Origin of the sequence: Haloglomus salinum (assembly GCF_024298825.1) — an archaeon.
Classification (GTDB): Archaea; Halobacteriota; Halobacteria; order Halobacteriales; family Haloarculaceae; genus Haloglomus; species Haloglomus salinum.
The window spans coordinates 2,174,014-2,200,885 of record NZ_CP101153.1 but is presented as its reverse complement, the minus strand read 5'-3'; the positions used below and the strand labels follow the sequence as shown (position 1 = coordinate 2,200,885).

At 68.3% G+C, this 26,872-nt stretch carries 26 protein-coding genes and 1 pseudogene; 14 read left to right on the top strand and 13 right to left on the bottom strand.

The features are described 5' to 3' along the window. Positions 1-226 precede the first annotated feature (226 nt). Entirely contained in the window at positions 227-1,501 is a 1,275-nt protein-coding gene (locus NL115_RS10550) for an MgtC/SapB family protein (protein ID WP_350355240.1), read from the bottom strand. Between the two features lie 291 nt (positions 1,502-1,792). Here NL115_RS10550 and NL115_RS10545 point away from each other — a divergent pair, with 291 nt between their 5' ends. Next, positions 1,793-2,557 carry a proteasome assembly chaperone family protein gene (locus NL115_RS10545; RefSeq protein WP_254829327.1) on the top strand — a complete coding sequence of 255 codons (765 nt, stop codon included), beginning with the start codon at positions 1,793-1,795 and terminating at the stop codon, positions 2,555-2,557. 52 nt (positions 2,558-2,609) lie between these two features. Here the strand turns inward: NL115_RS10545 and NL115_RS10540 are convergent, their stop codons facing one another. Further along, on the bottom strand, positions 2,610-3,059 hold the full coding sequence (locus tag NL115_RS10540) for a pyridoxamine 5'-phosphate oxidase family protein (protein ID WP_254829326.1): 450 nt from the start codon (positions 3,057-3,059) through the stop codon (positions 2,610-2,612). 228 nt (positions 3,060-3,287) lie between these two features. Here NL115_RS10540 and budC point away from each other — a divergent pair, with 228 nt between their 5' ends. Then, a complete protein-coding gene (budC, locus tag NL115_RS10535; protein WP_254829325.1) occupies positions 3,288-4,016 on the top strand; it encodes a meso-2,3-butanediol dehydrogenase in 729 nt (242 codons plus the stop codon). A gap of 293 nt (positions 4,017-4,309) precedes the next feature. Here the strand turns inward: budC and NL115_RS10530 are convergent, their stop codons facing one another. The 4 genes from NL115_RS10530 to NL115_RS10515 all read right to left on the bottom strand — a co-directional run bounded on the left by NL115_RS10530 (position 4,310) and on the right by NL115_RS10515 (position 6,668). Further along, positions 4,310-4,732, bottom strand: a complete 423-nt coding sequence (locus NL115_RS10530; RefSeq protein WP_254829324.1) for a universal stress protein — start codon at positions 4,730-4,732, stop codon at positions 4,310-4,312. 64 nt (positions 4,733-4,796) lie between these two features. After that, positions 4,797-5,891, bottom strand: a complete 1,095-nt coding sequence (locus NL115_RS10525) for a sodium:phosphate symporter (RefSeq protein ID WP_254829323.1) — start codon at positions 5,889-5,891, stop codon at positions 4,797-4,799. A gap of 81 nt (positions 5,892-5,972) precedes the next feature. Next, positions 5,973-6,173: an HVO_2922 family protein gene (locus tag NL115_RS10520; RefSeq protein ID WP_254829322.1), complete on the bottom strand. Its 201-nt coding sequence runs from the start codon at positions 6,171-6,173 to the stop codon at positions 5,973-5,975. A 66-nt stretch (positions 6,174-6,239) separates the two neighbouring features. Next, a complete protein-coding gene (locus NL115_RS10515; RefSeq protein WP_254829321.1) occupies positions 6,240-6,668 on the bottom strand; it encodes a DUF2267 domain-containing protein in 429 nt (142 codons plus the stop codon). Positions 6,669-7,104: 436 nt separating this feature from the next. Here NL115_RS10515 and NL115_RS10510 point away from each other — a divergent pair, with 436 nt between their 5' ends. Together NL115_RS10510 and NL115_RS10505 are read left to right on the top strand one after the other, a co-directional pair. Continuing rightward, entirely contained in the window at positions 7,105-7,485 is a 381-nt protein-coding gene (locus tag NL115_RS10510; RefSeq protein ID WP_254829320.1) for a cupin domain-containing protein, read from the top strand. Beyond that, positions 7,482-7,787 carry a cupin domain-containing protein gene (locus tag NL115_RS10505; protein ID WP_254829319.1) on the top strand — a complete coding sequence of 102 codons (306 nt, stop codon included), beginning with the start codon at positions 7,482-7,484 and terminating at the stop codon, positions 7,785-7,787. The genes NL115_RS10510 and NL115_RS10505 overlap by 4 nt, the downstream gene beginning before the upstream one ends. A gap of 62 nt (positions 7,788-7,849) precedes the next feature. Here the strand turns inward: NL115_RS10505 and NL115_RS10500 are convergent, their stop codons facing one another. After that, on the bottom strand, positions 7,850-9,223 hold the full coding sequence (locus tag NL115_RS10500; RefSeq protein ID WP_254829318.1) for a hypothetical protein: 1,374 nt from the start codon (positions 9,221-9,223) through the stop codon (positions 7,850-7,852). A gap of 143 nt (positions 9,224-9,366) precedes the next feature. Next, on the bottom strand, positions 9,367-9,546 hold the full coding sequence (locus tag NL115_RS10495) for a hypothetical protein (RefSeq protein WP_254824614.1): 180 nt from the start codon (positions 9,544-9,546) through the stop codon (positions 9,367-9,369). A 151-nt stretch (positions 9,547-9,697) separates the two neighbouring features. Here NL115_RS10495 and NL115_RS10490 point away from each other — a divergent pair, with 151 nt between their 5' ends. Further along, positions 9,698-10,336: a DUF7998 family protein gene (locus NL115_RS10490; protein ID WP_254829317.1), complete on the top strand. Its 639-nt coding sequence runs from the start codon at positions 9,698-9,700 to the stop codon at positions 10,334-10,336. A gap of 20 nt (positions 10,337-10,356) precedes the next feature. Here NL115_RS10490 and NL115_RS10485 read toward each other — a convergent pair whose 3' ends face one another. Next, positions 10,357-11,127 (bottom strand): MOSC domain-containing protein, encoded by a 771-nt coding sequence (locus NL115_RS10485; protein ID WP_254829316.1) that lies wholly within the window; start codon positions 11,125-11,127, stop codon positions 10,357-10,359. Between the two features lie 284 nt (positions 11,128-11,411). On the opposite strand from NL115_RS10485, the pseudogene NL115_RS20795 reads away from it, so the two are divergent. Continuing rightward, a pseudogene (locus tag NL115_RS20795) lies at positions 11,412-12,287 on the top strand (PKD domain-containing protein); the annotation flags it as partial. Positions 12,288-12,344: 57 nt separating this feature from the next. Further along, a complete protein-coding gene (locus NL115_RS20790) occupies positions 12,345-13,526 on the top strand; it encodes a hypothetical protein (RefSeq protein WP_434084021.1) in 1,182 nt (393 codons plus the stop codon). 14 nt (positions 13,527-13,540) lie between these two features. Here the strand turns inward: NL115_RS20790 and NL115_RS10475 are convergent, their stop codons facing one another. Then, on the bottom strand, positions 13,541-14,440 hold the full coding sequence (locus NL115_RS10475) for a PKD domain-containing protein (RefSeq protein ID WP_254829314.1): 900 nt from the start codon (positions 14,438-14,440) through the stop codon (positions 13,541-13,543). 112 nt (positions 14,441-14,552) lie between these two features. Here NL115_RS10475 and NL115_RS10470 point away from each other — a divergent pair, with 112 nt between their 5' ends. The 5 genes from NL115_RS10470 to NL115_RS10450 all read left to right on the top strand — a co-directional run bounded on the left by NL115_RS10470 (position 14,553) and on the right by NL115_RS10450 (position 18,536). Beyond that, positions 14,553-15,119, top strand: coding sequence for a zinc ribbon domain-containing protein (locus NL115_RS10470; RefSeq protein WP_254829313.1), 567 nt, complete (start codon positions 14,553-14,555; stop codon positions 15,117-15,119). Beyond that, entirely contained in the window at positions 15,116-15,568 is a 453-nt protein-coding gene (locus NL115_RS10465) for a hypothetical protein (protein ID WP_254829312.1), read from the top strand. The genes NL115_RS10470 and NL115_RS10465 overlap by 4 nt, the downstream gene beginning before the upstream one ends. A 98-nt stretch (positions 15,569-15,666) precedes the next feature. Next, positions 15,667-16,308, top strand: a complete 642-nt coding sequence (locus NL115_RS10460; RefSeq protein ID WP_254829311.1) for a hypothetical protein — start codon at positions 15,667-15,669, stop codon at positions 16,306-16,308. Between the two features lie 117 nt (positions 16,309-16,425). Next, the gene (locus NL115_RS10455) at positions 16,426-17,346 is read left to right on the top strand and encodes a hypothetical protein (RefSeq protein WP_254829310.1); all 921 of its coding nucleotides are present in this window, start codon (positions 16,426-16,428) and stop codon (positions 17,344-17,346) included. Next, positions 17,331-18,536, top strand: a complete 1,206-nt coding sequence (locus tag NL115_RS10450; RefSeq protein ID WP_254829309.1) for a hypothetical protein — start codon at positions 17,331-17,333, stop codon at positions 18,534-18,536. Before NL115_RS10455 ends, NL115_RS10450 begins: the two co-directional genes overlap by 16 nt. 16 nt (positions 18,537-18,552) lie before the next feature. Here the strand turns inward: NL115_RS10450 and grpE are convergent, their stop codons facing one another. The 3 genes from grpE to NL115_RS10435 all read right to left on the bottom strand — a co-directional run bounded on the left by grpE (position 18,553) and on the right by NL115_RS10435 (position 24,386). Then, positions 18,553-21,000: a nucleotide exchange factor GrpE gene (gene grpE, locus NL115_RS10445; protein WP_254829308.1), complete on the bottom strand. Its 2,448-nt coding sequence runs from the start codon at positions 20,998-21,000 to the stop codon at positions 18,553-18,555. Positions 21,001-21,141: 141 nt separating this feature from the next. Beyond that, the gene (locus NL115_RS10440) at positions 21,142-22,722 is read right to left on the bottom strand and encodes an Hsp70 family protein (RefSeq protein WP_254829307.1); all 1,581 of its coding nucleotides are present in this window, start codon (positions 22,720-22,722) and stop codon (positions 21,142-21,144) included. A gap of 113 nt (positions 22,723-22,835) precedes the next feature. After that, positions 22,836-24,386 carry an Hsp70 family protein gene (locus tag NL115_RS10435; RefSeq protein WP_254829306.1) on the bottom strand — a complete coding sequence of 517 codons (1,551 nt, stop codon included), beginning with the start codon at positions 24,384-24,386 and terminating at the stop codon, positions 22,836-22,838. 115 nt (positions 24,387-24,501) lie between these two features. Between NL115_RS10435 and NL115_RS10430 the strand changes: the two genes are divergently transcribed. Both NL115_RS10430 and NL115_RS10425 read left to right on the top strand, forming a co-directional pair. Beyond that, complete coding sequence (locus NL115_RS10430) at positions 24,502-25,245, top strand: J domain-containing protein (protein WP_254829305.1); 744 nt, start codon at positions 24,502-24,504, stop codon at positions 25,243-25,245. Positions 25,246-25,307: 62 nt separating this feature from the next. Beyond that, positions 25,308-26,870 (top strand): hypothetical protein, encoded by a 1,563-nt coding sequence (locus tag NL115_RS10425; protein WP_254829304.1) that lies wholly within the window; start codon positions 25,308-25,310, stop codon positions 26,868-26,870. Positions 26,871-26,872: the final 2 nt, after the last annotated feature.

The window sequence follows — 26,872 nt, the reverse complement described above, 5'->3', positions numbered from 1 at the left end:
CTCGGCACCCGGGAGGAGAATATCGTTACCACGGCTATTTTCGAAATAGAACCGAAATGCAACATCAAAGGGAACTATCTGATAGATTCGGGCCATTTTACACCATTATTCGAGAATCACCCTGGTAGCACCGGGCAGACCCCCACGACGGCGATAGCGCAACCCGGTCCGGGGGTCGCTGGCGAGGTCCCGGCGTGGCTGCGGGCGTGGCGGGCCGGGAGCGGCCTCAGATGAAGACGACCGCCAGCCCGACGACGACCACCAGCCCCAGCACGGCAGTCACGAGCGTCCCGAGCTGGCGAGTCCCGAGTATCCACGCGAGCGCCGCCTTCACGAGCGTGTTCGCGGTCGCCGCGATGACGATGCTGGTCGTCGCGACATCCGGGGCGACGGTTCCGTCGGCGGCGAGCTTGCTCAGCGAGAGTGTGATGGCATCCACGTCCGCGAGCCCGGAGACGAACGCGGTGGCGTACACGCCGGAGACCCCGAGGACGGAGTTGGCCGACTCCGAGACCAGCAGCACCGCCGCGAACAGGGCGCCGAAGACCAGGGCCGGCTGCAACCTGAAGGGGTTCTCGATCTCCGCGGTCACCGCGTCCTCGCGTGTCGACCGCCAGTAGACCACGACGGCGGCGAGCACGCCCGCGGCGGTCATCAGGCCCAGCGGGACAGCGACGTGGGGGAGCAGCGCGGGGTTGACGACGGCGACCTCGACCAGCGCTCGCGGGAACATCACCACCGACGCGACGACGATGGCGAACGCCGAGACCTGGTAGATACCGGGGGAGTCGGTCGTCTGCTCGGCCATCGAGACGGTCGTCGCGGTCGAGGAGACGAAGCCACCGAGGAAGCCGGTCAGGGCGATGCCCCGCGTGGTCCCCACGACCCGGCTCAGCACGTACGCCGCGAAGCTCAGGCCGCTGACGAAGACGACCATCAGCCAGACGAAGCGGGGGTTGAGCCCGTACAGCGCCTCGAGTTCGCGGTCCGGGAGCAGCGGGAGCACCACCAGCACCACCAGCACGAACTTGACGGTGGCGCGACGCTCCTCGTCCTCGATGCGCTCGGCGAACCCGTGGATGCGACCCTTCGCCGACAGCAGCGCCGTCAGGACCCCCCCGGCCACGAGTGCGACCACCAGCCCGCGCTGGGAGTGGGTGGTCAACGCCCCCAGCAGCACCACCAGCAGGCCCGCCGCCAGCGTCGTGAGACCGATATCGCCCTCGAGCCAGACCTTCCCGACGTAGCCGACGAGCAGCGCGAGCGCCAGTCCACCGACGACAACCGGCAACAGCGAGGGAAAGAACGCCTGCGTGAGCGCACCGGCCAGCGCCAGCAGCGGGAACGTCCGACTGCCGGCGAACGACCCGCCCGACTCGCTGGCCTCGCGCTCCAGCCCGACGAGCGCGCCGATGCCGACGGCCACGAGCAGGCGCCAGACCAGCGGAAACAGGGCCTCCGAGGGGGCAGTCACAGATACATACTCACCCACCCAGTGCATCGCCCTTACGGTTCGAGAACTGGTCCGCGATGGTCGCTTTCCAGGCGGAACGCATCGCCGAGGGGAACCAACCGGAACAGTCGGAGGTGTTCGCGAGGGGAACCGAGCGGCAGGGGGCCTCCGGTCTGTCCAGCCGCCCCGTGCTCCAGTTCGAACGCGACCCCGACCTCGGCCCGGGACTCGCGACCGGCCCGTTCCAGAATCACGGCGAGTGTGCTGACAGGCCGGGAGTCATATGGTGGGAACCGGAGGAGGGACTATTATCTCCATACACGAACAGCCGGTGAAACGATGTCCACTGATACACCCACGGCCAGCTTCGAGCGGAAGACGGCGTTCGACGCGGCGTCACCGACGCTCATCGAGGGGCTCCCCGGCCTCGGGATGGTGGCCTCCATCGCGGTCGACCAGATAACCACGCAGCTCGACCTGGACCACCACGGGAGCATCCAGTCGGCGGCCCTGCCCTCCGTGGCCGCGTTCGCCGACGGGCGCGTCCGTGACATGGTCCGCGTCTACGCCGGCGCGGACCCCCCGGTGATGACGCTCCAGAGCGACATCCCCATCCCGCCGAACGCGGCGGCGGCGTTGAGCCGGACCGTCTACCAGGACCTGGCCGAGGAGTTCGAGCGGGCGGTCTTCCTGGCGGGCGCGCCGGCCGAGTCCGAGGCACAGCTCGGCGAGGTGGTCGGCGTGGCGACGAGCGACGAGACCGAGGCGGAACTCCGCGACGCCGGCATCGAGCTGGCCGAGGAGTCCGGCTCCATCGGTGGCATCACCGGCGCACTGGTGGCCGACTGCTACGCGCACGACGTCCCGGCGTCGGTGCTCATCGTCCGCTGTGACCCCCGGCTGCCCGACCCGAACGCGGCGCAGTCTGTCATCGAGAACGCACTCGAGCCGCTCGTCGACTTCGACATCGACACGAGCGAGCTCGAGGAGCAGGCCCAGCAGATCCAGCAGCAGAAACAGCAGATCGCCAAGCAGCTCCAGCAGCTCCGCCAGCAGCAACAGGAGGAGGGTGAGACGCTCCAGAGCCGGGCCATGTACCAGTAGCGGACCTCGCAGCCAGCCGGCACGGTGCTACAGCCCGTTCACGCCGTCGGAGCTACTTCGACTGCTGGATGGCCGTCCACGACTCGATGTCGAACCGGTACCCCTCGATGCCGCGCATCGGTTCGGCGGAGCTGAACAGGTCCGGGTGCCAGGCGTTCTCCATCGCCGCCCGGAGGTCGTCCCACTCGTCGTCGGCCACCGTCTCGAAACGCCCGACGAGACTGGCGCTCCGCCAGTCGTGGACGGCGGCCGCGTCGTAGACGACGAACCGGCCCAGGTCGGCCCGGTCGGTCAGGTCCTCCTTGCGGCTCTCCGGGCCGAACAGCAGGTAGACGAAGTAGAGTGCCTCCTCGCCGTCGTAGCCGAACGACAGCGGGAGGAGGTACGGCAGTCCCCCCTCGGCGAGCCCGAGCACTCCCACTCCCTGGTCGGTGAGCAACTGTCCCAGCTCCTCCTCGGTCATCCGACTGGTCCCGGATTCACGGATCTCGTGGATGGACATACTCGACGCTACCCACCGAATCGTGTTAAGTAGTGACACGCTTCCAGCGGCGTGGGAACCGACCCGGAACCCGACCGGTCCACCTCGCTCCCCCCTCGGCCATCAGAACCGGAACGCGTGCCGGACCTGTACCCGTGGGAGGGCTGAGAGCCCCTTCAGGGAGCGGCTGACTCTCAGCCCCTGGCAATCAGTGAGCGACTGATGGGGGGTCGCCACCCTCTGTTCAGTATGCTAGACGGGAAGATAGCCATCGTCACGGGCGGTTCGTCGGGTATCGGGAAGGCAATCAGCGAACTGTTCGTCGCGGAGGGCGCCGAGGTCGTCATCGCCAACCGGAGCGAGGACGAGGGCGCCGCGGTCGCCGAGGAACTGGGCTGTTCGTTCGTCCAGACCGACGTGAGCGACTACGAGCAGGTCGAGGCGCTGGTCGAGGGCACCGTCGAGGAGTTCGGCCGGCTGGACGTGCTGGTGAACAACGCGGGTGTCGGCAGCGAGTCCTCGCTCGTGGAGATGTCGCTGGACGAGTGGGACCGGGTGGTGAGTATCGACCTCGGCGGCGTGATGCACGGGATGAAGGCGGCACTGCCGCACCTGGAAGAGAGCGACGGGAGCATCATCAACATGGCCTCCATCTACGGGCTGGTCGGCGGCAAGGGTGCGGCAGCCTACTCCGCAGCGAAGGGCGGGGTCGTCAACCTCACCCAGCAGGTCGCCATCGACTACGCCGACAGGGGTGTCCGGGTCAACAGCGTCTGCCCGGGCTTCGTCGAGACGCCCATGACCGCGGACCTGCTCGAGACCGAGCAGTTCTACGAGTTCGTCCGGCTGAACACGCCGATGGACCGGGCGGCCCAGCCCGAGGAGATCGCCCCCATCGTGGTGTTCCTCGCCTCCGACGGGGCCTCCTACATCACCGGCGCCGACGTCCCCGTCGACGGCGGCTGGACGGCGCACTGACAGCCGGAGCGCGGCGCTACGGTCCCGCTATCCCTCCGGTTCACCGGCCGGATGTAACGACTACCCGTATCGTTCTCCGCGGCGCTGCTCCACGGGTGAGACCCCCGATTCTGCTCGCAACCATGGGAAGCGAGCACGGGCAGAGTGCCGCAGATAGCACTATCGAAATGGCACAGGGCCGCAAAGAGCGCCATCGACATCGGCGAAGAGCGGGACGGAATTCTGGACGGAAGCCGACACGTTCGCGGTGTGTCGTCGACCACCGAGTAGCCCCGCCAGACTCCCACCCAGTCTCACCGGACGACCGTCACGGGGCACTCCGCCCGCTGGACGACGCGCTGGGCGACGTCGCCGAGCAGGATTCGCGAGACCAGCGGTCGGCCGTGCCCCCCCATCACGACGAGGTCGACGGCTTCGTCAGCGGCGTATTGGACGATTTTCCGGGCGGGGTCCCCGAACTCCGTGGCCGTCCGGAGGTCCCCCTCGTGGTCGGCGGCGCGCTCGCGCGCCTCGTCGACGAGCTGGTCGGCACGGTCGAGCGCCCGTTCACGCAACTCGTCGGGGCCCACGAGCATCTCCGCGCCGTAGCTCTCCTCCACGTAGTCGACGACGTGCAACACGGTGATGTCGGCTGCCGGGTGGACGTCCAGCGCGAAGTCGAGCGCCTGTCGCGCCAGCGGTGAGTCGTCCATCGGCACGAGGACGTGGTCGACCATGCACGGACTCGACCGGCAGCAGCGGTAAATCCCCCGCACGACTCCCGGGGGTCTGGACCGTGGCTCACCCCAGCACCAGCGGCACCAGCACCAGCACCAGCGGCACCAGCACCAGCGCGGCCACGAACGCCACGAAGAGCCGGCGCTCCTCGAGGAGCCGGTCGTCGGTGGCGACGACAGCCCGGGTGTAGGCGTCGGTGCCGACCAGTGCCACCAGTGTCACGAGCGTCGCCAGCCCGACGACCTGAAGGACGACCGCGAGGCCGGCGGCGGATTCGAGGACTATCGCCACGACGAGCGTATCGAACAGCGTCCCGATGTTCGCCCCGAGGACGTACGGAACGAGCTCCTCGCGTTTCACGTAGCCGCGGTTGTACAGCGGCACGATGACGCCCAGCGAGAACGCGACACTGGTGGTGGTGGCCGTGACGAAGAGCCCGGCGACGAAGGCGAGCCAGGTCCGCTCGAACTGACTGAACAACTGGTCCCGGAGGACGGCAGTGTCGACGCCGGCGAGGATGCGGTCGAACAGTTTCAGACTCCCGAACAGCACCGCGATGGCCAGGACGAACGAACCTGCCGGACCGAGGACGGAGACGATGGCCTCCGTGACTGGGTCGATGAACGCCAGCGACCGGATGCCGACGGCCCAGTTCCGACTGACCGCGTCCACCGGGGTCTGGAGGGAGGGCAGTGCGAGATAGCCCAGGACGGTGACCGGGAGGTAGATGGAGTGGGTCACCAGGAAGGTCAGCAAGCCCATGCTGACCGACTCGCGGACGGAGTAGCGCTCCTTCTGGAAGTAGTCCAGCGCGCCGATGAAGACGACGATGGCAGCCCCGCCGAGACGCGTGCCGACGACCAGCAGGAACAGCTGCGGGACGGAGACGAGGCCAGCGCTGAACAGCGTGAGCCCGAGTGCCGCGACGACCGAGCCGTTGGCCAGCGCGTAGGCCCCGAGCCAGCCGAGTCCGAGCGCGGACGCATCGCCGACGACAACACGGCGGAGCAGCCGCTCCAGTACCGGCGCCGCGGCGTCGGTGGCCGTCCCGAGCAACTGGACGGCGAACAGGAACAGCAGGACCGTCACGAGCGTCCCGAGCAGCGGTCCGATCGACCCGGGGAGCCGCTCCGCGACGGTGTCGACCGGCGAGGACATCGCTGCGCTACGACCCCCAGTGGACGGTGGGGGCGCGGGGGGCATCCGGAGCCCGCTGTCGCGGCGTGCAGCCAGTCATTGTCATTCTTCGGGCGGGTCGTCGAGTTCCACCACGTCGGCCCCCGGTGCGTTCTGCTTGACGCTCTCGAGGCCCTGCTCGCACTTCTGCCGGCTCGCGTACCCCTCGCCGCTGTCGGCGATGATGTTGCCGTTGTCGTGGACGAGCCGCCAGCGCCACTTGCCCTCCCGGTCCTCGTACACCTCGAAGGTGGCTCTGGACATGGTGAACGACTCCGCCAGCGGACCGAAAGGTCTGCCGGTGGGTCCCATCGAGGGAGAACGGTCGTCCTACACCTGTGCGGGCTCGCTCCAGCCGCCGGAATCGACCACCTCGAACAGCTTGCCCCAGTTCTCGTCGTCCTCGCTCTCGGGGAGCTGGTCACGGAGCTGCTGGAAATCCGACTCGGGAACCTGCGTTCTGACGAGGTCCACGATGACCCGGGCGTGGTAGGCCGCGTCCGACGGGTCGGCACGCTCGATGTCGGCGACGCGCTCGACGAACTCCGCCCAGTCGAAGTGCTGGCCGTGCTCGGTGACGGCGCCGGTCATGTACCAGCGGATCTCCATCGGGAGCGAGGCCGCCAGGTCCTCTGCGTTGTCTGCGGGGATACGTGACCCGAGCGTCATCAGGGTCGCCCGGGTGGCGCGCACGGTCTCACCGGTCTCCGGGAGTTCGAGTCGGTGCTGTACCTCGCCGGTGAACTCGTCGAAGTTCATACACGAGAGGCCGTCTCCCGGACGAATGAATCCGGACAGCAGTTCCCACGGGGTGAGAAGTGGCCCGGCGGGGAGCAGCGACCCGTGCCCGACCCGTTCCGGCGCGTGAGGCCACGGGACAGGACTCCTCCGAGTCCAGCGTGACGAAGTCCGGCCCACCCCAGACGTTCACCCCTCGGGAGCCGCCGGGTGGTCCCGGAGCTGGTTCGCCTCGTACGATTCGTTCCCGAAGGGCTGGCCCGACAGGTTGGAGCCTAACCGGATCTGGCTCGACAGGCGACGGTGTTCGGGCACGCGGAGCGCAACATATTCGGACAAACGCTTTTCGGGCCGCTCGCCCCAGTCAAACCTGCATGAATCTAGGTATGCCTAAAGCAGTAGGGCGGGACCGCATCATCGAGCACCCCGGTTCACCCGGGAGGTAGTGGGAGGAGAGATGACGGCGACCGACTTCGACGCGGAGCGCTCGTACGACGACGGGCAGTTCTCGGCAGTCGAGGGGTTCCGCAGCGACCGGATGAAGGTCGTCTTCGGGGACTTCGAGTCGGAGCAGTTCATCCCAGTCCACGACCCATCCAGCGATGTGGCGGTCCACCTCCGCTCGGGGACCGGACGCGTCCGCGACGGCGGCGAGGAGCACCGCGTCGAACCGGGCGACGTGGTCGTCGTCGGGGCCGACACCGACAGGGGTGTCAGGGCCGACGCCGACACGCGACTGGAGGCCCTGCTCGTCACCGCACCGCCGCCCACCGACGCCGAGCACGAGCCAGTCCGCGAGGGACTCCGGCGGAACGAATTCGGCCCACACGACCCATGACAACGACCCACAACCTCGACGAACTGGAGGGACAGCCCCACGCGAACGTCTTCCCCGACGCGGAACCCAAGACAATCAAACTCACGCTCGATGCCGGCGGGGAGGTCGCTCCCCACAGCCACCCGGGCAGGGAGATCGTCCTCTACCTGGTCGAGGGACGCATCGAGTTGCAGGTCGGGGAGGAGACGCACGAACTGACGGCGGGCGCCGTCGCCCGCTTCGACGGCGACCAGGATATCGCACCGCAGGCCATCGAGACGAGCACCGCGCTGCTCGTCCTCGCGCCCCGGTCGGACGACTGACCCGGCCCTGGCAGCCATGGGGAGCTGGCGAGGCGGCCGCTGACGGATGGCCGGCCCCGACCTCACCGCGACGACTCGCCGGCCGCGGCCTCCTCCGCCGGCGTCGGTTCCCGGCGGGGGTCGAGTGCCCCGAACAGGATATGGCCGACCGAGTGTGGGCTGTGTTCGTGGACGACCAGTAGCATGTTCGTGCCGAACACGAGGACCCCGAGGCTCACCAGCACGCCGCCGATGGCCTGGACGAGCACCGGGAGCCGGAGCCGCTCTGCCGCGACGAGCGCACCCAGCCCGGACACCAGCAGCGCCGCGTCGGCCGCCGCCAGTTGGTCGTCGTAGAGGTCGTCGATCATCGGGACATCCTCGAGGCCCAGCAGGTCGCTGTACCGGTGGACCCAGATGATGAACGGGACGATGTGGTACAGCGTCCCGAGGACGACGAAACCGACGGCGCCGAGGACGAGGAGATGGGTCGCGCCGGGCGCGCCGAGCCGGTGTGCCGGCGCGGTCGGGGCTCGCAACCACACCGGCGCCGTGACGAGCGCCCAGCCGAGCAACGCCGGGGCGGCAACCGCGTACCGCGTGTGCATCGGCGTCCAGTCGACCTGCATCTCGAAGAGCTTCCGCACGAGAATCGTCCCGAAGGCGAGCGCTGCCACCAGGACGAGAACGGCGCCGACCCGTGCGACGACCACCGCGTCGACGAGCCGACCGAGCGCCAGGAGGACGACCCCGACCGGATGGCCGACCGCCTCGACCGGCTGGAGGTACTCGTCGACCCCGTGGAGTTCCGTCTGGGTGAACATCGTCGCGAGCTGGTAGAGGGCGCCGTAGACGGTCGTCAGGACGGCGCCGAAGACGGCGACCGTCGCGTGGGCCCCCACGACGCCGGTGCGGTCGACGACCGTATCCGCGAACAGCGGCCGTGTGAACCCCACGGCAAGCAGGAACCCCAGCACCGTGAGGACGGCGAAGAAGCCCAGCGCGAGCAGGAAGTGCCGCTCGGTCACGTCGGAGGACTCGACCGCGGCCAGCGTCCGGGCGATGTTGTAGACGAACGTCCAGAACCCCGCGAGCATGAGCCCGCCGAACGGAAGCAGCCACGTCGGCGAGCCCAGGACGAGCCCGGCGACGAACCCGACCAGCCCGACGCCGACGAGCACCAGCTGGAGGTTCGCGAGGCGACGCGAGTGGAGGGTGAGCCCCGACCAGACGGGGACGAACTGCGTCATCGCACCCATGATCGTGACGCAGATCCAGCCCGCCAGCAGCAGGTGGACGTGCGCGAGCGTCCCCAGCCCGGGGACGGCGTCGACGGCGAGCCCGAGGCCGACCAGTACGCCCCCGAGCAGGAACCCGAGTCCCACGACGAAGTGCCGAAGCGGGACCGTCATCGGCGGCTGCTGGTCCGTCTCGACGTTTCCCGGAATCGCACCCATACGTCACGGTACGGTACCGACACCTCCTGCGTGCATCCCCGAACATGTTCCCGACCGGCCGGCCGGTGGGACACGACCGCTGGCGGTCGTGCTCCTCCTCCGTCCCCGGCAGGCTGCCGACGTGGTGCGACGCCCGGTCGCTATCAGGCGCTCGGACCGCCCGTCCAGGTCCAGACCACGCTCTGGAGCGACTTCGCCGCGAAGTAGCCGACGAGGGCCCACAGGACCGCCGCGTCCGGTCCCTGCAACAGGAGCCCGACCATCGAACACAGGCCGGCAGCGACGAGTCCGGGGCGGCTCGCCACGGACGAGTGCAGTTGCATATGCTCGCGGTGGCGACGCTCCGGGTTGGGGTTTCAGCCGAATCCGTTCGAGTCGGGTCGAGCCGAGTCGGGCCGGGCCGGGTCGGGCCCCCGCTCCCACACGAACATCTTCGGCGACAGGTGGACGCCGGCCGGCAGTGAACGAGCGTCCATGCCCGGCTTCCCATCCCCGTTCGGCGGCGACGGCGGCACACTGTTCGAGCGCTACGGCGAGTTCGTCCCCGGGAACCTCCCGGAACCGGGGCCGTTCCTCGAAGGGCACGACGTGCTGACGGGGCGCGAGCACGCGGCGTTCCACCGCCTGACGCGGGCACTGTTCGAAGAACGGACGGTGTACGACATGACATTCAACTACAACCTCGCCCGGCTGAACCTGGACACGCGCCACGAGAACGCCGGCTACCGCTACGCCGTCGAGCGCGGGGACGCCGAACGCGAGGAGGAAGACGACGCCATCGAGGACGACGGCGCGGGTCGTGTCCTCCGTGCGGAGTTCACGCCGACGACCCCGTTCTGTCCGCAGAGCCACACGCTGACCATCGGGTCGTTCCGGGCGTGGAACGCCCTCTCGGACCGGCACGAGTACGACCTCGTCCGGGTCCGTGTGGCCCCGATGCACCACCAGAGCGGCGGCATCAACGACCAGCTCCGCGAGCTGGAGCGGACGTACCTCGAGACCGGCGACGCGACGGCCGACCCCGAGGACAGCACTCCGGTGGAATCCACTCCGACGGAGCGACCCGTGGAGGACGAGGGGGACAGCCGGACCATTCCCGACGCGCCGTTCTGAGAGACCCGCCTCCGCCGAACTCACTCCAGCGTCGTGACCTCGTCGCCGACCCGGAGGGCCGCCCCGCGGTCCGACTCCGGGATACGGGTGAGTATCATCAGCGAGTAGTGGTGGTCGAACGCGTCCTCGTCGGCCCACTCGGGGAACGTCTCCCTCCGTCGCTCCACGAACCGCTGGCGGAACTCGGGCGTCGGCTCACCGGTGTCGGGGGCACGCTCGGGGACGACACACCGGCCACAGGGCGTCACGCCCTCGAACCGGACGCCACCGACCTCGAAGTCGGGGGCAGTCCCCCCCACGAACCGGTCCTCCCAGAACGGCGCCACCCCCGAGACTTCGATGTTCGCCCGGAGGCGCCGCCGAACGCCGTCGACGGTCATCCCGTCGAACCAGGCGGCGACGGTTTCGAGCGTCGCCGTGCTGATCACCGACGGCCCCATCTCGCGCCGGTCGACGAACCCGAGCGACGCGTCCCGCCGGAGCGTCAGGTCCGCATCGAAGAACGACCCGAACCACCGAGCCGCACGCTCGCGCTCCGTCTCCGGGTCGAACCGGTACGTCTCACCGTCGGGGGGCTCGACCCGGAACGTACCCTCGTCGGGGTCGAAGTCGGTCGTGAGGTCGTGGACCCGCGCGGTCCGTTTCCCGTTGACCACGTCCCCCTCGTCGTCGAAGAGGGCGAACTCGCGGTCGTGTTCCAGGGTCCCACCCTCGAGAATCTCGGCCGCCTCGACGTCGATACCGTCCAACCCCTTCAGTGGGAACACCCGGAGCCGTTCCAAGCGGGCCATCACGTCGACGTACCGTTGCCCTCGACAATAGGTGTTCGTTCGAAGGGTATCGGACCGCGGAGCGGAGTCGCGACCACGGGAGATTTCGCCGCCGCTCGGCCGAGCAGTCCGTCGCTACCGAACGATACGTCTTACAGTCGGCCCCCAACCGCAGCTCCTGGAACTCGGTAGACCGTTGGACCGAAACCTTCGCCCCGATCCACCATACGATCACTCGACCCTGGCGTCTTCCTCTGTGAGACATGAGGTTTTAGTTATCTACGAGCCAACGAGGGCTCGGGGGTATGGGAATCACCAGCAACTCTCGGCAGATATCAGACCGTGTTCGATATTCAAGGCGGGCCGTCGTCCTGGTCTCAGTTCTCGTCCTACTCCTCAGCATCACGGTGCCACCTGCGCAGGGCCTCGCGGCGGGCGCTACGGCTGATAACGAACCGGATGCCAGCGTGGTCACCGAGCCTACCGACCCGATGGTGGGCGAGGAAGTCACGTTCGACGCGAGTAGCTCCGCGGCATGTTCGAACCGTGTGAATTCGGAGCAGGAGTGTAACGACGAGATCGAATCGTACGAGTGGGATTTCGACAAGGACGGCACCACGGATGCTCTCGGGGTGACCGTATCGAAAACCTTCGAGACTAGTGGCGCTCACGAGATCGTGCTGACCGTCACCACCGAGGACGGGCACACGGATACCACGTACCAGACGGTCTTCGCCAATACAGCACCGGTGGCGGGGTTCAGTGTTTCTCCCTCCGAGCCGAGCGCAGGTTCGAACGTGACGCTGGACGGGTCCGCGTCGGACCCCGGTGACCTCCGCGATAGTATCCAGAAGTACAAGTGGGACCTGGACGACGACGGCACCCCCGAGAAGCGCGGACAGCGAATCACCCACGTCTTCGAGGAGCAGGGGGAGACGAAGGTATCGCTGACCGTAGTCGACTCGCACGGCGGGTCGAACAGCACGACCAGGAACATCCCCATCCGGGTCGACTCGGATAGCGATGGCCTGTTGAATCAGGAGGAGAACGCGACAGGGACCGACCTCGACGACCCCGATACGGACGACGATGGACTGCTGGACGGACCGGAGGTGGACGAGTACGGGACGGACCCGACGACCACGGATACGGATGGTGACGGCCTCATCGACGGGAAAGAGGTGGCCCTGGGGACGGACCCACTCGACGAGGACACGGATGACGATGGACTCGATGACCTGAGAGAGAGAGATATCGGTACCGATCCGACGGTCGCAGACACCGACGACGACGGACTACCCGACGGACGCGAGGTGACCGAATTCGACACCGACCCCCTCGCCCCGGACACCGATGGGGACGGATTTCGGGACGGCCGAGAGATCGAGCGTCTCGGAACCGACCCGACCGACCCCGACACCGACGGTGACGGGCTGGAGGACCGTCGAGAGGTCGAGGACGTCGGCACCGACCCGACCGACCCCGACACCGACGGCGACGGACTGGACGACGGCCGCGAGTACTTCGAACTCGACACCGACCCGACCGACGAGGACACCGACGAGGACGGCCTCGACGACGGACGCGAGGTGACCGAGTTCGACACCGACCCGCTGGTACGCGATACGGACGACGACGGCCTCACCGACGGTCGGGAAGTGGCCCTCGGGACGAACCCCCTCGACCCGGACACGGACGGCGACGGACTGCTGGACGGTCCCGAGGTCGAGGACCACGGGAGTGACCCGACCACGGTGGATACGGATGGCGACGGCCTCGGCGACCCCCGCGAACTCGAACTCGGCACCGACCCGGCCGACACCGACACCGACGACGACGGCCTGGCGGACCCCCGCGAACTCGAGTTCGACGCGGACCCCACCGACCCCGACACCGACGACGACGGCCTCCAGGACGGCCAGGAACTGGAGACGGACACAGGGCCGCGCGTTCCGGACACCGACGGCGACGGCCTCGACGATGGCCGCGAGGTCGAGTTGGGCACCGACCCGACCGCCGTGGACACCGACGGCGACGGCCTCGACGACCCACGCGAACTCGAACTCGGCACCGACCCGACCGCCGTGGACACCGACGGCGACGGCCTCGACGACCCACGCGAACTCGAACTCGGCACCGACCCGACCGTCGCCGACACGGACGGCGACGGCCTCCAGGACGGCCAGGAGGTCGATGCCGAGACGGACCCGCTGGTCGCCGACACGGACGGCGACGGGGTCGAGGACGGCCCCGAGATGGAACGGGGCCTCGACCCGAGGGCCTCGGACACGGACGGCGACCTGTTCGCCGACGGGATGGACCCGCTACCGAACATCGCCTGGTTCCCGCTCGGCGGAATCCAGGTGCTGCTGACGGGGCTGCTGGCGGTACTGGTGCTCAGGGACCCGCTGACACCCTAGGACGGTTTGACATCCTATGGTGGCAAGGAGTCACGGGTGCTGTACAGGAACGCGCCGAACAACAGCGCGAACAGCACGCCCTGAATGAGCCCGGTCGGAACGAGAAGCGACGTGGGGGCCGGGTCGATACCGTCGTGGAAGAGGTCGTCGTCCGTGTCAGGGTCGCGGGGGTCGGAGCCGCGGGCGCGCTCGATGGCGCTGGTCACGCCGTCACCGTCTGGGTCGAACACGACGAGCACCTCGCGCTCGACACTGGCCTCCCGGCCGCGACTGTCGGCGACCGTCAGCGTGACCGTGTGATATCCGTCGGACTGGAACCGGTACGTGACCGTCCGCCCCTCCCGCTCGGCGGTCCCGTCGGCGTCGAAGTCCCAGTCGTAGGAGACGACGGGGCAGTCCGAGTCCGACCGGTCCCCGGCCACGAAGGTGACGGAGGTGTTCCGCCGGAGGTCCCCACGCCAGTCGAAGCCCGCCGAGAGCGTGCCGCGGTCCTTCCGCTGTGGCTCGACGGCCACCTCGCCGACCGGAACCGACCCCAGGTCCTGGTTGTTGATGAGGTCGTCGTCGAGTACGCTGACCCGCAGTCGGACCGGGCCCTCCACGCCGCCGAAGTCCGACCCCGTGAGCGAGATCGTCCGTTCGATACCCCCGCTGGGTGCATCACCGATGCGCGTCGCCCGTGACCACTGCCCCCCGTCCGTGTACTCGACCAGGACGACCGCGTCCGTCTCGGAGAACAGGTCGGCGTGGTCGGTGTACGAGAGGGACAGGCGGAGGTCGAGTTCGCTGTGACGGTCGTCACAGTCCCCGTCGACCCGGTCGGAGATTGTCGCGTCCCCCCCAGTGATGGAGCCACCGGTGCACCCCGCAGTCAGCACGAGGGCGGCCACGAGCAGGAGCCGGTAGTCCCGCATTCGTCCCGGAGTGGGCGGCGACCGAACAAAAATCCCGGAGACACGACCGGCGTCGGCGGCGGGCCGGGGACCAAACTGTTATACTCGGCGTCGAAGTAACCACGGACGGGACATGCCCGAGCTCGTGGGGATGCTGGGGACGATCGCGGCGCTACTGACGCTCGTCGGGAGCTACCGGCTCGCGGACTACTTCTTCAACCGCGGCCCGGAACTCGCCGGCCTGCTCGCTGTCGGGGTGACGGCGGCCTTCCTCATCCTGTTCGAGCCACTCATGCTCCTCATGGGAACGCTCGCGCTCGTCGCACCGGTCGCAGCCGTCGCGAGCCACTACGGCCTGAGCCCGGCATCGATGTTGCCGAGCGGGCGCGGAACGGGGAGCGGCTCCGGCGGCTCCGGAACAGGCTCCGGCGGCTCGGGGACCGGGACCGGCGGCTCCGGAACCGGGACCAGCACCGGGAACACCGGCGGCTCGACCACGGGCAGCGGCTCCGGCAACTCCGGGGGCGGCTCCGGAGGAGGCGGCACCACCAGCGGCAACTCCGGGGGCGGGGGCTCGGGGAGCGGCACCACCGGCGGCGGAAGCACCCCCGGTATCCAGTGTCCGAACTGCGGCGAACAGAACGACCCGGACGCGACGTTCTGTGCGAACAGCAGCTGCGGCTACAAACTCGATACATGAGTGGACTCCCGATCTTCGTACTTCAGGCCCAGGCCACATCGCCGCTGACGGACGTGTTGAACGTCGTCGGCGCCGGTATGCTCCTGGCGTACGGCTTCGCCCACGTACAGCGCAAGCGAGCGCAGGTGACGAGCGTGAAGCGAACCTGGCGCGAGCGGTCGACGGCCATCCTGGCGGGCTTCCTGTTCTACGCCCTGCTGGTCGCGACCTGGGGGCCGTCCGGGACGTGGGTCGCGACGGTCGGTGCGACCGTCGACACGCAGCTCCGCGAGTTCGCGACCGGACTGGCCCTGGTCGGGGAGCGGCCTCCCTCTGCCGGGCCGCTCGACCAGGCGCTCGCGACGGTCCGGACCATCGGCCTGGTCGCGTACCTGGCGGTGTTCACGGCGATCAGCTTCTCCAACGCCGCCATCGCTCGCATCGCGAGCCTCGTGAAGTCGATTCCCTGACCGCGAACCGATAACGGTCACTGCGGCCGCCCCGGGACCGCGGGCGGGCGGCCGGTCGACGGTGGATTGATTACCGCGTGCCCGCGACGTGTTATCGAATGGGGCTCTCAAGGTACGAGAAGGAGAACCTGGGATTCCTCATCGGCGGGGGGGTACTGCTGGCCATCTCGTCGATCGGGTTCCGGTTCCTCGTCGACCGTCAGACGTTCGGCTTCCCGGATTTCGTCTTCGGGTTCCAGTACAGCATCGGCTTCCTGTTCCTCGGCGTGCTGCTCGTCTCGCTGTGGCAGGCCAACAGTCAGGTCGGGAACTACGCCTACGCGGTGTTGAGCCTGGCCGTCGGCGTCGCACTACTGCTCCCACCGCCGTTCATCACCACGACGGACCTCCTGATGAACGGCCTCTACCTGGGGATGGTGGTCGGCGGTGGGTTCCTCTACTACCGGTTCAACAACCCGTCGAACACCCTGTTCATCGGTATCCTGACCGGCTTCGGCCACGAGGTGTACCTGTTCGGGGTCGCCTACTGCCTGGCCGGCTTCCTCGCGCTCGGCCAGCCGTACTTCCTGATCGCGATACTCCTGCTGACCGCGATCCTCTACGGCTACCGGAACATCCTGCTGGCGGAGCTGGAGAAGACACAGGACGACTCCCTGGGGGCCCGTGGGCTCGCCGTGTTCCTCGAACCGACGCGACTGGCTGGCGGGGCGCTCATCCAGTACCTGAAGTCGCTTCCCTGAGGCCGGGCGCATTTCGACAGAGACGGACCACCCGACGGGAAGGAAATATTAGCCCTCGCTTCGCTATCCCATACTGATGCATCACACCCGGACAGGGGTCGAGCGTGGGGGGTATAGATGAACGAAGGGAACAGCGTGATGCTTATCGCGGGGCAGAGCGGGGCGAAGTCGACGTTCGCGGGCGGGTTGCTCCACCACGTCGACAAGGCGAACGGATTCGTCATCAACAGCACCGTGGTCGGCAACACCGACGACTACGAGAGCGAGGTCATCGACCAGATGTTCACCGTCGGGGAGTACCCGAACCAGACGACCGACGGCTACATCGCCGAGTACGAGCTGGAGGGGAAGTCGTTCAGCCGACCCGGGACCACCGTGAACATCATCGACCTGCCGGGCGAGAGTCAGCGAGAGATCCTGCAGCAGAAGGGCGGCCTGTCACTCATCCAGCGGATCAACCGGGGACAGACGGCCGACCCGGAGGACATCAGAACCGACTACGAGAACAACCTCAAGCCGGACTTCGAGCGCGGCATCTCGCCGAACACGCCCGACGACTGGGAGACCACGTTCCTCCACCACTACTACAACTCGAACAAGGCCATCTTCCTGCTGAACCTCTACAAGGTGGCCGAACTCGACGACAAGGAACTGGTGTACGGGAAGGATGCGATCGAGCACGCCAACGAGGAGTTCACCGACGTCGCGGTCGTTCCCATCGCGGTCGACTGGTACGGGTACGACCCCGATTCCCACAAGACCGGTATCGTGGAGGGGATTCTGAACCAGTTTATCACACCGAGTGTGCGGGACCGGGAGCTGCTCGAGCACCTGAACAAGCACCTCAGCCTCGGCTCTGCAAGGAAGGCAAAGGAGATCCTCAACTACGTCGAGGCGAACGGAGAGATCGACTTCTTCGCCGTCTCCGTCCCGGACAACGGTGCACCGGCGAACTACACTGGCGACCTCACCGACGATGGACAGGGTGGTTTCGAGGTCCAGGGATTCGAGGAGGTGATTCGATGGCTGGAACAGTGACCTTGACACTCAACCACGCCGTTTATGACACGTTCTCGCACCAGCGCGGCGCGAAACTACCGATCGACGACGACCAGCTCCGGGAACTGTTGTTCGCGGCCGATTCAGCCCTCACACGCAAGAACGGCGGATTCTTCAAGGGGTTCAGCGACGCCTTCGTCTTCGGATTCGAGGACAGCCGGAGCGAGGGAACCAAAGGGAGCATGGGCTACTTCGACCTGTTCGTGATGCCGCTGGAGGAGGCGGCCCAGATTCCCCTGCCGAGGCTCGCCCGGTTGCTGGAGGAGTGCCGGGTCGATGCGTACGAAGCCGAACCGGAAGCGGAGAAGACATTCAAGATCGAACGCCGTGATAGCGGCTTCAGCGCCCCCGGCGACATCGACCCGAGGTTCGTCGCCCAGCTATGGGAGGAGTACCGGCGCGACTCCGTGCAGTGTCGGGCCCCGCTGCAGCAGTTCGACCAGTTCGCTGGGAACGTGCGGGGCGCGCTCGCGGAACTGAGCTTCATCTCGGTCGAGCGAAAGCCGACCGACTACTTCGATGTCATCGGCGAGGAGGCAGAGCAACAGCAGGTCGAGCCGGACCGTCGACTGGTCCGGACCGTCCAGCACCTCGCCGAGCGGAACGCCCTCACCATCGACGCGCTCCCGACCTACCGCGACGAACTACGCTCGCGGCGACGGCTCGACCGGGCGCTGGTCCGGGACACCGACCAGCTGGAGGACGCCGTGGCCGAGGAGTTCGCGGCAGTCCGGAAAGAGACCGAGCGGGCGTTCGATCGGTACCCGCTCGAAGCGGCGAAGCTCATGGAGGACATCGAGAAGGGGCGGCTGCGGGACGAACAGGAGGATGACAGCGGGGGCATCGCCGGGCGCGTACAGAACCTCGTCGGCGGTGGCGACGAGAAGGAGGAGTTCGAACTCCTCAATCCGCACGAGTTCAGCGATATCGACCCGGAGGTCGCCGCGGCCATCGACGAGAAGCTGGCGACCAGACGCGAGCACATCTGGGAGCAGGTGACCGAGGAACTGCTGACGGAGCTGCGGCAGAACCTGCGCGCCGAACTCGACGCGCGGAGCGAGGAGGTCGCCCGCGAGGCCGTCCGCCGCATCGACAGGACCCGGTCGACGGTCGCGTACGAGGAGGCCACCGGGAGCGGAACCGGAGCCGGGGAGAGCGGACCCCGTTAGCGGGCCCGCCGACAGCTCACTTCGCGACGGTGACCTCGGCCTGTTCGAGCACGTTACCGTCGACGGCGACGCCCAGCGAGTTGACCTCCAGAATCGTCTCCGTGGGCTCGTCCGTCTCCCGGGCCTCGACGACCCAGTGGCGCCGGTCGTCCAGTGTCGAGCCGAGCTCCGGTTCGATGATCTCGACGGACGCCATCGAGAGGTTCTGGTCGAGTTCCCGGAACAGGAGCTGGAGGTCGTCGCCTGGAATCCCGTCGCCCTTCCGGACGCCCTGCTTCCAGAGCTTGTTGCGGAGTTTCCAGGCCGCGCGGGCCACGGACTCCTCGTCGACGGTCGCGAGGGCACGCTCGGTGTCCGAGCGGGCATCGAGTCCGGACTGCCCGTCGTCGCCGCCGCGCTCGGAGGCGGGAAGAGCCGCTCGGTCGATATCCGCGTGGGCCAGCCAGGGCGCGCCGGCCTCGTCGTCACGGGCGAACGTGAACTCGCCAGCCCGGTCGGGCACGGCGCCGCCGTCGGTCGCGCTCGCGTCCGCTTCGGGTGCGGCCTCGTCCGCGACCGGCTCGACAGTCACGGCATCGCCGGCGTTCGCGGCGTCGAGTCGGGCGGCCGGTGCGTCGAAGGAGACGGTCAGCCGCCCCTCGTCGGCCCCGCTCGGGAGGCCGGAGCAGACGTACGTCCCGGCGTGCTCGCGCTCGCCGGTGATGCGGTGACGGAACTGGAGCTCGAAGGCGCCGGAGAGCTGCGTCTCCGCGGCCGGAGCGAGCTCCGCCCGACATGGCCTGCCCGGGCCGGTCCCGGGCGCGTCCAGGCGGCGCGCCTCGGGGCCGGACTCGCCGAGTGCGTGGAGTTCCACGTCCCGGTCGTACGTCTCGTCGACGACGGATTCACCGCCCTCCGCCCGGGCCGACGCGAGCAGCGCGGCGCCGACCGACGCAGCCGTGTACCGGTCGCCCTCGGTCGGGGGCTGTGACCGCCGGTCGAACGCGTTCTCGACGGCGAACAGCACCGGTGCCGGCCGGGTCCCGTCGCCGGTCAGGAGCAGCGTGTCGATGTCGTCGACGGCGGCGGCCCCCAGCAGGTCCTCGATAGCCCCCTGTATCGCCCGGAGGTGGTCGGCAAGCGCGTCGAAGCAGTCGTCCATCGTCAGCTCGATAGTGGGCGACAGCGCGTCCGCATCGAACACGCCACCCTCGACCACCTCGACGCCCTCCGAGAGCTCCAGGTCGATGGTCGCGGCCCCGTCGTCGCCGCTCGCGACCGTGTCGAGGGCGTCGTGTGCGGCCGCCCGAACCCGGGCCCGGGCGTCGTCGTCGAGCCGGAACGTGACGCCGTGGTCGCGGCCGACACGGTCGACCAGCCAGGTCGCCAGCGTCTCGTCGAGCGTCTCGCGGCCGTGGTCGGTCAGCGAGGTCCGCGCGGCCACCGACAGGTCGCCGTCGGGCCGCACCGTGACGACCGCGAACGACCCCCAGGAGGCGCCGATGTCGGCGACCGCGACGGTCCGCTCGTCCTCGCAGTCGGGGAGTTCCGTCGCCGCGACGGCCACCGGGGCCCGGACCGCCAGCGGGTCGCCGAAGCCGGCGGCCTCGGCGGCCGACTCGACGGCCGCGAGGTCCGACGCGGCGTAGGGGCCCGGGACCGTTATCGTGGTCGGGCCGAAGGCGCCGGGCGACGGCGTCCCGGTGTCGTCCTCGGTGGCGGGTTCGGCCCTGCCCTCGTCCGTGCCGGCCCCGGCATCGGTGTCGGCGGTCGGAGCAGCGTCCGCGTCGGAGCGGTCCGTGGCAGCGTCCGCGGACTCCTCGGTGCCCGACTCGTCGGCGCCCCCGGTGCCCGCGCCGGTCTCCGCATCGGCCGCGTCGGTCTCCGTCTCGGTCGCAGGTTCGGCGTCCGCCCCATCGCCGGCCTCGTCCGTCGCCTCGGCGTCCGTCCGGGCCTTCACCGCCGTTCCCTCGTCGGCGTCCGCGTCGCGGTCCGCCTCGGACGCGTCGGCAGCGTCGGTATCGGTGTCGTCGGCAGCGTCGGCATCGGTAGCGTCCGCGTCCGACTCGTCCTCGGCGTCGGCCGTCTCGTCGGTGTCGACCCGTTCGACGCCCTCGATATCGTCGATGCCACCGTCCCGGTCCTCGCCGCCGTCGGTCACCGGGCGGCCGTCCGCCAGGGCGTCTACCCAGGTGCGTCGGAGTTCTCCCAGGAACACCGGCAGCGGCAGGTCGTCCGGCGTCGCGTCGGTCGGGCCGTCGCCGAGGTACGGGAGCGGCGTCATCCCGTCCCTCTCGGCCGTCGTCGCATCCGTGCCGACGACGATGCCCGCCTCCGTCGTGACCGCGAATCTCGTCGGCAGGGCCGACTGCCCGTCGACCTCCAGCAGCCGTGGTGTCCCCGCCTCGACGACGGCGCCGGTCGTCGTCGCACTCCCCAGGTCCACACCCAGTGGCCGCGGCCCCCCGCGGGATGAATCGGTCATGGCTGTGGAACGGGCGGGGACGCACTTAATTCTGAGCGGGTCCCCTCGGCGACATCGCACCGACGGCGGGCGGTCGGGGGACTGGTGGGTGGCAGAAACGAACCGCGGAACCGGCCGCGAAAAACGAGTGGCCCGGCGGCGTCAGTCGTCGGCGGCTTCCTCGTCCTGCGCGCCGGGACGGGAGGCGTCGAACTCGTCACCGGGACGGGGGATGGTGTCGTCCTGGTCACCGTCGCCCGTACTCGGTGGGAACGGGTCGTCGATGCCGATCTCGAGCGTCGTCTCGACGGTCGTTCCGGTCTCCAGTTCGACGGCCTCGACGTGCAGGGTGCCGTCGTGGCCCGCGTCGAACGTCACCTCGATGTCGAGTTCGCCGGCCGGCCGCTCGGGAATCCCCTCGAGCATGAGTTCGCCGAGTTCCTCGGCGTCGTCGGGCTGCTCGACCGGCGCCCCGTCCTCGGCCTTCTCCCAGACCGGGACCCGGATCTTCGAGATGTTGTCCCGCGGGTTCGTGTACGTCCGCGTCTCGTCCGTCGGGACGTTCACGTCCTCGGGGAGGATCTCGTCGAAGGTGTCGTCGTCCAGCTCGACGCCGACGTTGTGCGAGAGGACGTTGTGGATGGTGACGTCCACCGTCATGTCGTCGGGGACCTCCTCACGGTACTCCGCGGCCTGGAGCGCCGCGCCCCGGGCGACCACCGTGTCCGGGTCGACGTTGTACTTCGGTTCCTGCTCGAAGAACGCCTCGACACGCTCGCTGACCAGCGGGATGCGCGTGCTCCCGCCGACCAGCAGGACGTTGTCGATGTCGCCCTTGTCGATTCCCTCGTCCTGCACGGCGTCCTTCTGGAACAGCGCATCCATCTTCTCGATGGTCTGCTGTATCTTGTCGTCGATGACCGACTCGAACTCCTCGCGAGTCACCTCCACCTCGGTCCCGTCCCAGACGAACATCGTGTTGTTGAGGTCCGAGAGGTCGTGCTTCGCGTCCTTGACCTCCTTCTGGAGAGAAGCCTGTTCCTGTTCGTGGGCGTCCGCCGGGTCGGGCCCACCCTCGTCGACGATCTTCTGACTCACGTGCTCGTACAGCGCGTCGTCGAAGTCCTCGCCACCGAGTTCACCATCACCCTCCGTGGAGACGACGTTGATGAGCGCTCCCGCCTCGACCAGTGTCGCGTCGAACGTCCCACCACCCAGGTCGTACACGAGCAGCGTCCCGTCGACATCCTCCTGGTGGATGTAGGAGAGACAGGCGGCCGTCGGCTCGTTGATGATCTCGTCGACCTCGAACCCCGCCGCCTCCGCGGCCTTCTCCGTCCGCTGGCGACCACGGTTCGCGAAGTCGTACGGCACGGTGATGACCGCCCCCTCGACCTCCTCGTCGAGCGACTGCTCGGCCTGTTCCTTCAGGTAGCCCAGGATGTACGACGCGGCCTGCACGGGCGTGTACTCCTCGCCACCGATCTCGTACGTCACCTCCTCTTCCTTGTCGATGTCCTGCTTGGTACGAGCGAGGACTCGCTCGGGGCTGATACGGCGCCGGGTGAGTGCCGCCTCGCCGACCGTAATCTGGTCCCCCTCGTCGGCATCCTCCTCAATCAGTACGACCGACGGCGTGGTGTCGTCCGCCCGGTCGTTCTGAATCATTTCGGTCCCCCCGTCCTCGGCATCGAGGTACGCCATCGCGCTGTTCGTCGTCCCCAGGTCGATTCCTATCCGCATACACAGGACGTGCTCTCGGGGGAAGAATAAAATTACCCCACAGGTCGAGGGAGAAAGGGAGCCGCGGGACGGGTACGTTTCCGACAGCTCCGCGACAGGTCGCCACCTCGCCGTCAGCCGTCGGAAGCATCCACATCCCGGGAGCCGGGGCGAGAGTGGTCGAAGGCCTCGATATCGGGGTCCGGCACCTCGTTCTCGATGTCCGGCCACGGGTCGTCACCGTCGATATCCAGGGTCGCTTCGACGGTCGCTCCGGTCCCCGTCTCGACGGCCTCGACGTGCAGGCTACCGTCGTGCTGGACCGTGAGCGTCACCTCGAGACGGAGTTCGCCGGCCGGCCGCTTCGGAAGCCCCTCGAGGACGATGTCCCCCACTCGTCCGGCCTCGTCGACCGGTTCACCGTCCTCGCCCTCCGCCCAGAGTGGAATCGGTAACTCCGTCGCGTTGTCGGCGGGGTTCGTGTAGGTCTCGGTCACCTCCGCGGGGAGTCTCGCCCCCGTCTCGAGAATCTCGATGAAGGTTCCGGCGTGCGACTCGATGCCGATGTTGTACGCCAGGAGGTCTGCATCCCCATGCCCGGATCGATCGGAGTGGAAGTCGTCACGATACTCAGCGGCCTGGAGCGCCGCGCCTCGGGCGACGACAGTATCCGGGTCGATGTCGAACCGTGGCTCCTGCTCGAAGAACTCCTCGACGCGCTTCTGGACCAGCGGGATGCGCGTACTCCCACCGACCAGCAGGACGTGGTCGACGTCGTCTCTCGTGATGCCCTCGTCCCGCACGGCGTCGCGCTCGAACAGGGCGGCCGTCCTGTCGATGGTCCGCTGGATGTACTCGTCGATGACCGACTCGAACTCCTTCCGGGAAACCTCAACCCCCGTATTCTCCCAGACGAACGCCGTCTGTTCGAGATACGTGAGATCCTCTTTCGCCTCCTGAACCTCCTCACGGAGGAGGACCTGGTCCATCTCGTGGGCGTCGGCGGGGTCGGGGCCGCCCTCGTCGACGAGCTTCGCGCTGACGTGCTCGTACAGCGCGTCGTCGAGGTCCTCCCCACCGAGTACTCCGTCGCCCTCCGTGGCGATTACATCGATGAACGCCCCAACCTCGACCAGCGTCGCGTCGAACCGCCGCCCGCCCAAGTCGTACACGAGTAGCGTCCCGTCGACATCCTCTTGATGGCCGTACAACAAACAGGCCGCCGTCGGCTCGTCGATGATCTCGTCGACCTCGAAGCCTGCCGCCTCTGCCGCCCGCTCCGTCCGCTTGCGTGCCCTGTCGCCGAACTCGACTGGAACGGTGATGACCGCCCCCTCGATGGTCTCGTCGAGTGATTGCTCGGCCTGCCGCTTCAGGTAGTCGAGGATGTACGTCGCGACCTGCGTCGGTGTGAACTCCTCGTTTCCGAGCCAGTACGTCACCTCCTCCTTGTCGAAATCTCCCATGGGATAGGTGAGCACCCGCTCGGGATACTGCGGGCCCTGGGCGAGTGCCGCCTCCCCGACTGCGATTCGCTCGCCCGGCACGTCCTCGGGGACGACGAACACGGCCGACGGCGTGAACTCGTCTCCCAGATTGTTCCGGATCAGTTCCGTCGTCTCCGCCTCGCTGTCGAGGTACGCCATCGCGCTGTTCGCTGTCCCCAGGTCGATACCGATTCGCATAGCGACATCTCGCACAAAAGTCGAATAAAACTACCCCAGGGGTCGCCGGCATCGACTGCCGCCGGCGGCCGAGTCCGGGACAACACTCAAGCCGACGGCACCGCCCGAACCGACCATGTCAGACGCCGACCCGCTCACCGGGGACGAACCCTACGAGGTGCTGGGCGTGTCCCGCGACGACTCGCTCGAAGCCATCCGGAAGAAGAAGGAGGAGCTGCTCACCGAGTACCGCAGCCGGATGCGCGAGGTACGGCAGGACAGGGACAACGAGGCGTTCAAAGAGAGTGCGGAGGCAGTCGGGGAAATCGAGCAGGCCTGGGAGTGGCTGGAAGGGAACCACGAACCCGTCGACACGGACGGACCGTCGAACGAGGCGGCGGCGGCCCTCGACCTGCCGGCGGATGCGGCCCCCGGAACCATCGAGGCACGCCGGGACCGGTTGCTGGACGAGCACCGCGATCGGATGCGGAAAGCGAGACACGAGGACGACAACGAGGGGTTCAAAACGGCGGCGAACCGGATCGAGGAGATCGAGCGGGCGGCCGAGCGACTGCTGGCCGAGCGCAGCGAACCTGAGGCCGGGCAGGAGAGCACCAGCGACCGAGCGGCCGACCCGGGGAGCGACGGACCGGCCCTCTCGGCGGCGGACCCGTACGAACTGCTCGGGCTGTCTCGTGACGCGTCCGAGGCGGAACTCGCGGCGCGGCGGGACGAACTGGTCGTCGAGTACACCGCCCGCCTGACGCCCGAGACGTACGCGGACGAGCCATGGCGCTTCCGGCAGGCCCTGCGCGCGACGGCTGCGGTCGACGACGCCTGGCGCGCTATCGAGGGCGACGGGACGACCGACGGCGAGTGACCGGAGGGCGGGGGAGCGAGAGGAGCGGCATTTATCAGCCACCGCCTGCTTGAATCGCAACGATGGGGGATGCCGACCCACTGAACGGTAACGACCCGTACGAGAAGATCGGGGGGGACCGGATGGACTCGCTGGCCGCCCTCAGGTCGCAGAAGAAAGACCTGATCAAGGAGTACCGGAGCCGGATGCGGACGGCGCGCCAGGACGACGACAACGAGAAGTTCAAGCGGTGTGCGAACGCGATCGAGGAGATCGAGGCCGCCTGGAAGTGGCTGGAGCAGAACCACGAGCCGCCGGCCGCCGACGAACCCATCTCCATCGAGGTGCGGACCAGCGACCCGACGGTCGACGAGCCGCTGACCGTCGCGGTCACGGGCGACAGCGGCCCCGTGGAGACGCTGGTCGAGGCCGGGCGCGACGGGACCGAACTCGGCACCGACCAGACGGACGGGAGTAGCGGCGAGGCGACGTTCACCATCGGGAGCCACGGACCCGTCCAGTTCACCGCGCCGACCACCGACGCCTACGACGACGCGACAGCCGTCGTCACGGTCGACCGGAAGACGGTGCCGCTGGCGTTCGACGGCGCCCCGAGCGAGGTCGAGGTCGACGAGGACGTCCAGTTCACCGTCACGGCGGCGGGCAGTCCGACCGACGACGCGACCGTCGAGACGGACGGCGGGACCGAACTGGGAACCACGAACGGTGGGACGGTCACCCACGCGTTCGGTAGCACCGGCGACCGGACCGTCGAGGCCACCAAGGCGGACGACGACGCGGCGACCTACGAACCCTGCGAGACCGACCTGAAGGTCCGCGAGGAGACCGTCGAGATGGAGCTGTTCGTGGAGGGGTCGGACTACGAGGTTGGCGAGACCGTGACCGTCCACGTCAACAAGAAGAACGAGCCCCAGTCCGGTCGCCCCATCGAGGGCGCCGAGGTCACCATCGCCGGCGAGAGCGATACGACCGGTGGGACCGGCGAGGTCGACCTCGAACTGACCGCGGCCGGCGAGCTATCGGTCGAGGCGTCGAAATCGGCCCCGAACGAGGATCGCCACTACCCGGACGCCGAAGTGACCATCGACGTCGACCGCAAGGATGGGAGCCTGCGCATCTCCGACATCGAGGGCAAGCGGATGGAGGGGGCAGACCTCACCGTCCACGTCGTCGACGGCGCCGGGAACGACCTGGAGGGCGCGTCGGTCACGACGAACTGGGGCCACGACACGGAGACCGACAGCAACGGCGAGGCGACGCTCTCGCTCGACGACGACGGGCGACTCCAGATCGAGGTGTCGAAACAGACCGACGAGGTCGACTACGGGAGCGACACGGAGTACGTCGATATCGAGGAGTTCACCCGCGAGATGGAGATTTCCGTGCTCCAGCAGGGGCTGCCCGACCCTGGCGACACCGTCACCGTCCGCGTGACCGACAACACGGGAAGCGCCGTGTCGAACGCAACCATCGTCTCGAGCATGCAGCCCGGCACGGAGTGGACCACCGACGGCAGCGGCGAGGCAGACATCACGCTCTCGAATCAGGTCGGGAACCGGCGCATCACCGCCCGGAAGAGCGACGGCGACTTCACCGAGGCCGGAACGAACATCCGCGTCCTCTGAGG

Bases quoted from the DNA above. Each gene is read 5' to 3' on its own strand.
- NL115_RS10450 (WP_254829309.1), top strand. From the start codon at position 17,331: ATGGCTGGAACAGTGACCTTGACACTCAACCACGCCGTTTATGACACG.
- NL115_RS10485 (WP_254829316.1), bottom strand. From the start codon at position 11,127: ATGGCCCGCTTGGAACGGCTCCGGGTGTTCCCACTGAAGGGGTTGGAC.
- NL115_RS10530 (WP_254829324.1), bottom strand. From the start codon at position 4,732: ATGGTCGACCACGTCCTCGTGCCGATGGACGACTCACCGCTGGCGCGA.
- NL115_RS10515 (WP_254829321.1), bottom strand. From the start codon at position 6,668: ATGAACTTCGACGAGTTCACCGGCGAGGTACAGCACCGACTCGAACTC.
- NL115_RS10460 (WP_254829311.1), top strand. From the start codon at position 15,667: ATGGGGCTCTCAAGGTACGAGAAGGAGAACCTGGGATTCCTCATCGGC.
- NL115_RS10550 (WP_350355240.1), bottom strand. From the start codon at position 1,501: ATGCACTGGGTGGGTGAGTATGTATCTGTGACTGCCCCCTCGGAGGCC.
- grpE (WP_254829308.1), bottom strand. From the start codon at position 21,000: ATGACCGATTCATCCCGCGGGGGGCCGCGGCCACTGGGTGTGGACCTG.
- NL115_RS10465 (WP_254829312.1), top strand. From the start codon at position 15,116: ATGAGTGGACTCCCGATCTTCGTACTTCAGGCCCAGGCCACATCGCCG.
- NL115_RS10435 (WP_254829306.1), bottom strand. From the start codon at position 24,386: ATGCGAATCGGTATCGACCTGGGGACAGCGAACAGCGCGATGGCGTAC.
- NL115_RS10540 (WP_254829326.1), bottom strand. From the start codon at position 3,059: ATGTCCATCCACGAGATCCGTGAATCCGGGACCAGTCGGATGACCGAG.
- NL115_RS10520 (WP_254829322.1), bottom strand. From the start codon at position 6,173: ATGTCCAGAGCCACCTTCGAGGTGTACGAGGACCGGGAGGGCAAGTGG.
- NL115_RS10545 (WP_254829327.1), top strand. From the start codon at position 1,793: ATGTCCACTGATACACCCACGGCCAGCTTCGAGCGGAAGACGGCGTTC.
- NL115_RS10430 (WP_254829305.1), top strand. From the start codon at position 24,502: ATGTCAGACGCCGACCCGCTCACCGGGGACGAACCCTACGAGGTGCTG.
- NL115_RS10470 (WP_254829313.1), top strand. From the start codon at position 14,553: ATGCCCGAGCTCGTGGGGATGCTGGGGACGATCGCGGCGCTACTGACG.
- NL115_RS10525 (WP_254829323.1), bottom strand. From the start codon at position 5,891: ATGTCCTCGCCGGTCGACACCGTCGCGGAGCGGCTCCCCGGGTCGATC.
- NL115_RS10455 (WP_254829310.1), top strand. From the start codon at position 16,426: ATGAACGAAGGGAACAGCGTGATGCTTATCGCGGGGCAGAGCGGGGCG.
- NL115_RS10440 (WP_254829307.1), bottom strand. From the start codon at position 22,722: ATGCGGATAGGAATCGACCTGGGGACGACGAACAGCGCGATGGCGTAC.
- NL115_RS10495 (WP_254824614.1), bottom strand. From the start codon at position 9,546: ATGCAACTGCACTCGTCCGTGGCGAGCCGCCCCGGACTCGTCGCTGCC.
- NL115_RS10505 (WP_254829319.1), top strand. From the start codon at position 7,482: ATGACAACGACCCACAACCTCGACGAACTGGAGGGACAGCCCCACGCG.
- NL115_RS10475 (WP_254829314.1), bottom strand. From the start codon at position 14,440: ATGCGGGACTACCGGCTCCTGCTCGTGGCCGCCCTCGTGCTGACTGCG.
- NL115_RS10490 (WP_254829317.1), top strand. From the start codon at position 9,698: ATGCCCGGCTTCCCATCCCCGTTCGGCGGCGACGGCGGCACACTGTTC.
- NL115_RS10510 (WP_254829320.1), top strand. From the start codon at position 7,105: ATGACGGCGACCGACTTCGACGCGGAGCGCTCGTACGACGACGGGCAG.
- NL115_RS10500 (WP_254829318.1), bottom strand. From the start codon at position 9,223: ATGGGTGCGATTCCGGGAAACGTCGAGACGGACCAGCAGCCGCCGATG.
- NL115_RS10425 (WP_254829304.1), top strand. From the start codon at position 25,308: ATGGGGGATGCCGACCCACTGAACGGTAACGACCCGTACGAGAAGATC.
- budC (WP_254829325.1), top strand. From the start codon at position 3,288: ATGCTAGACGGGAAGATAGCCATCGTCACGGGCGGTTCGTCGGGTATC.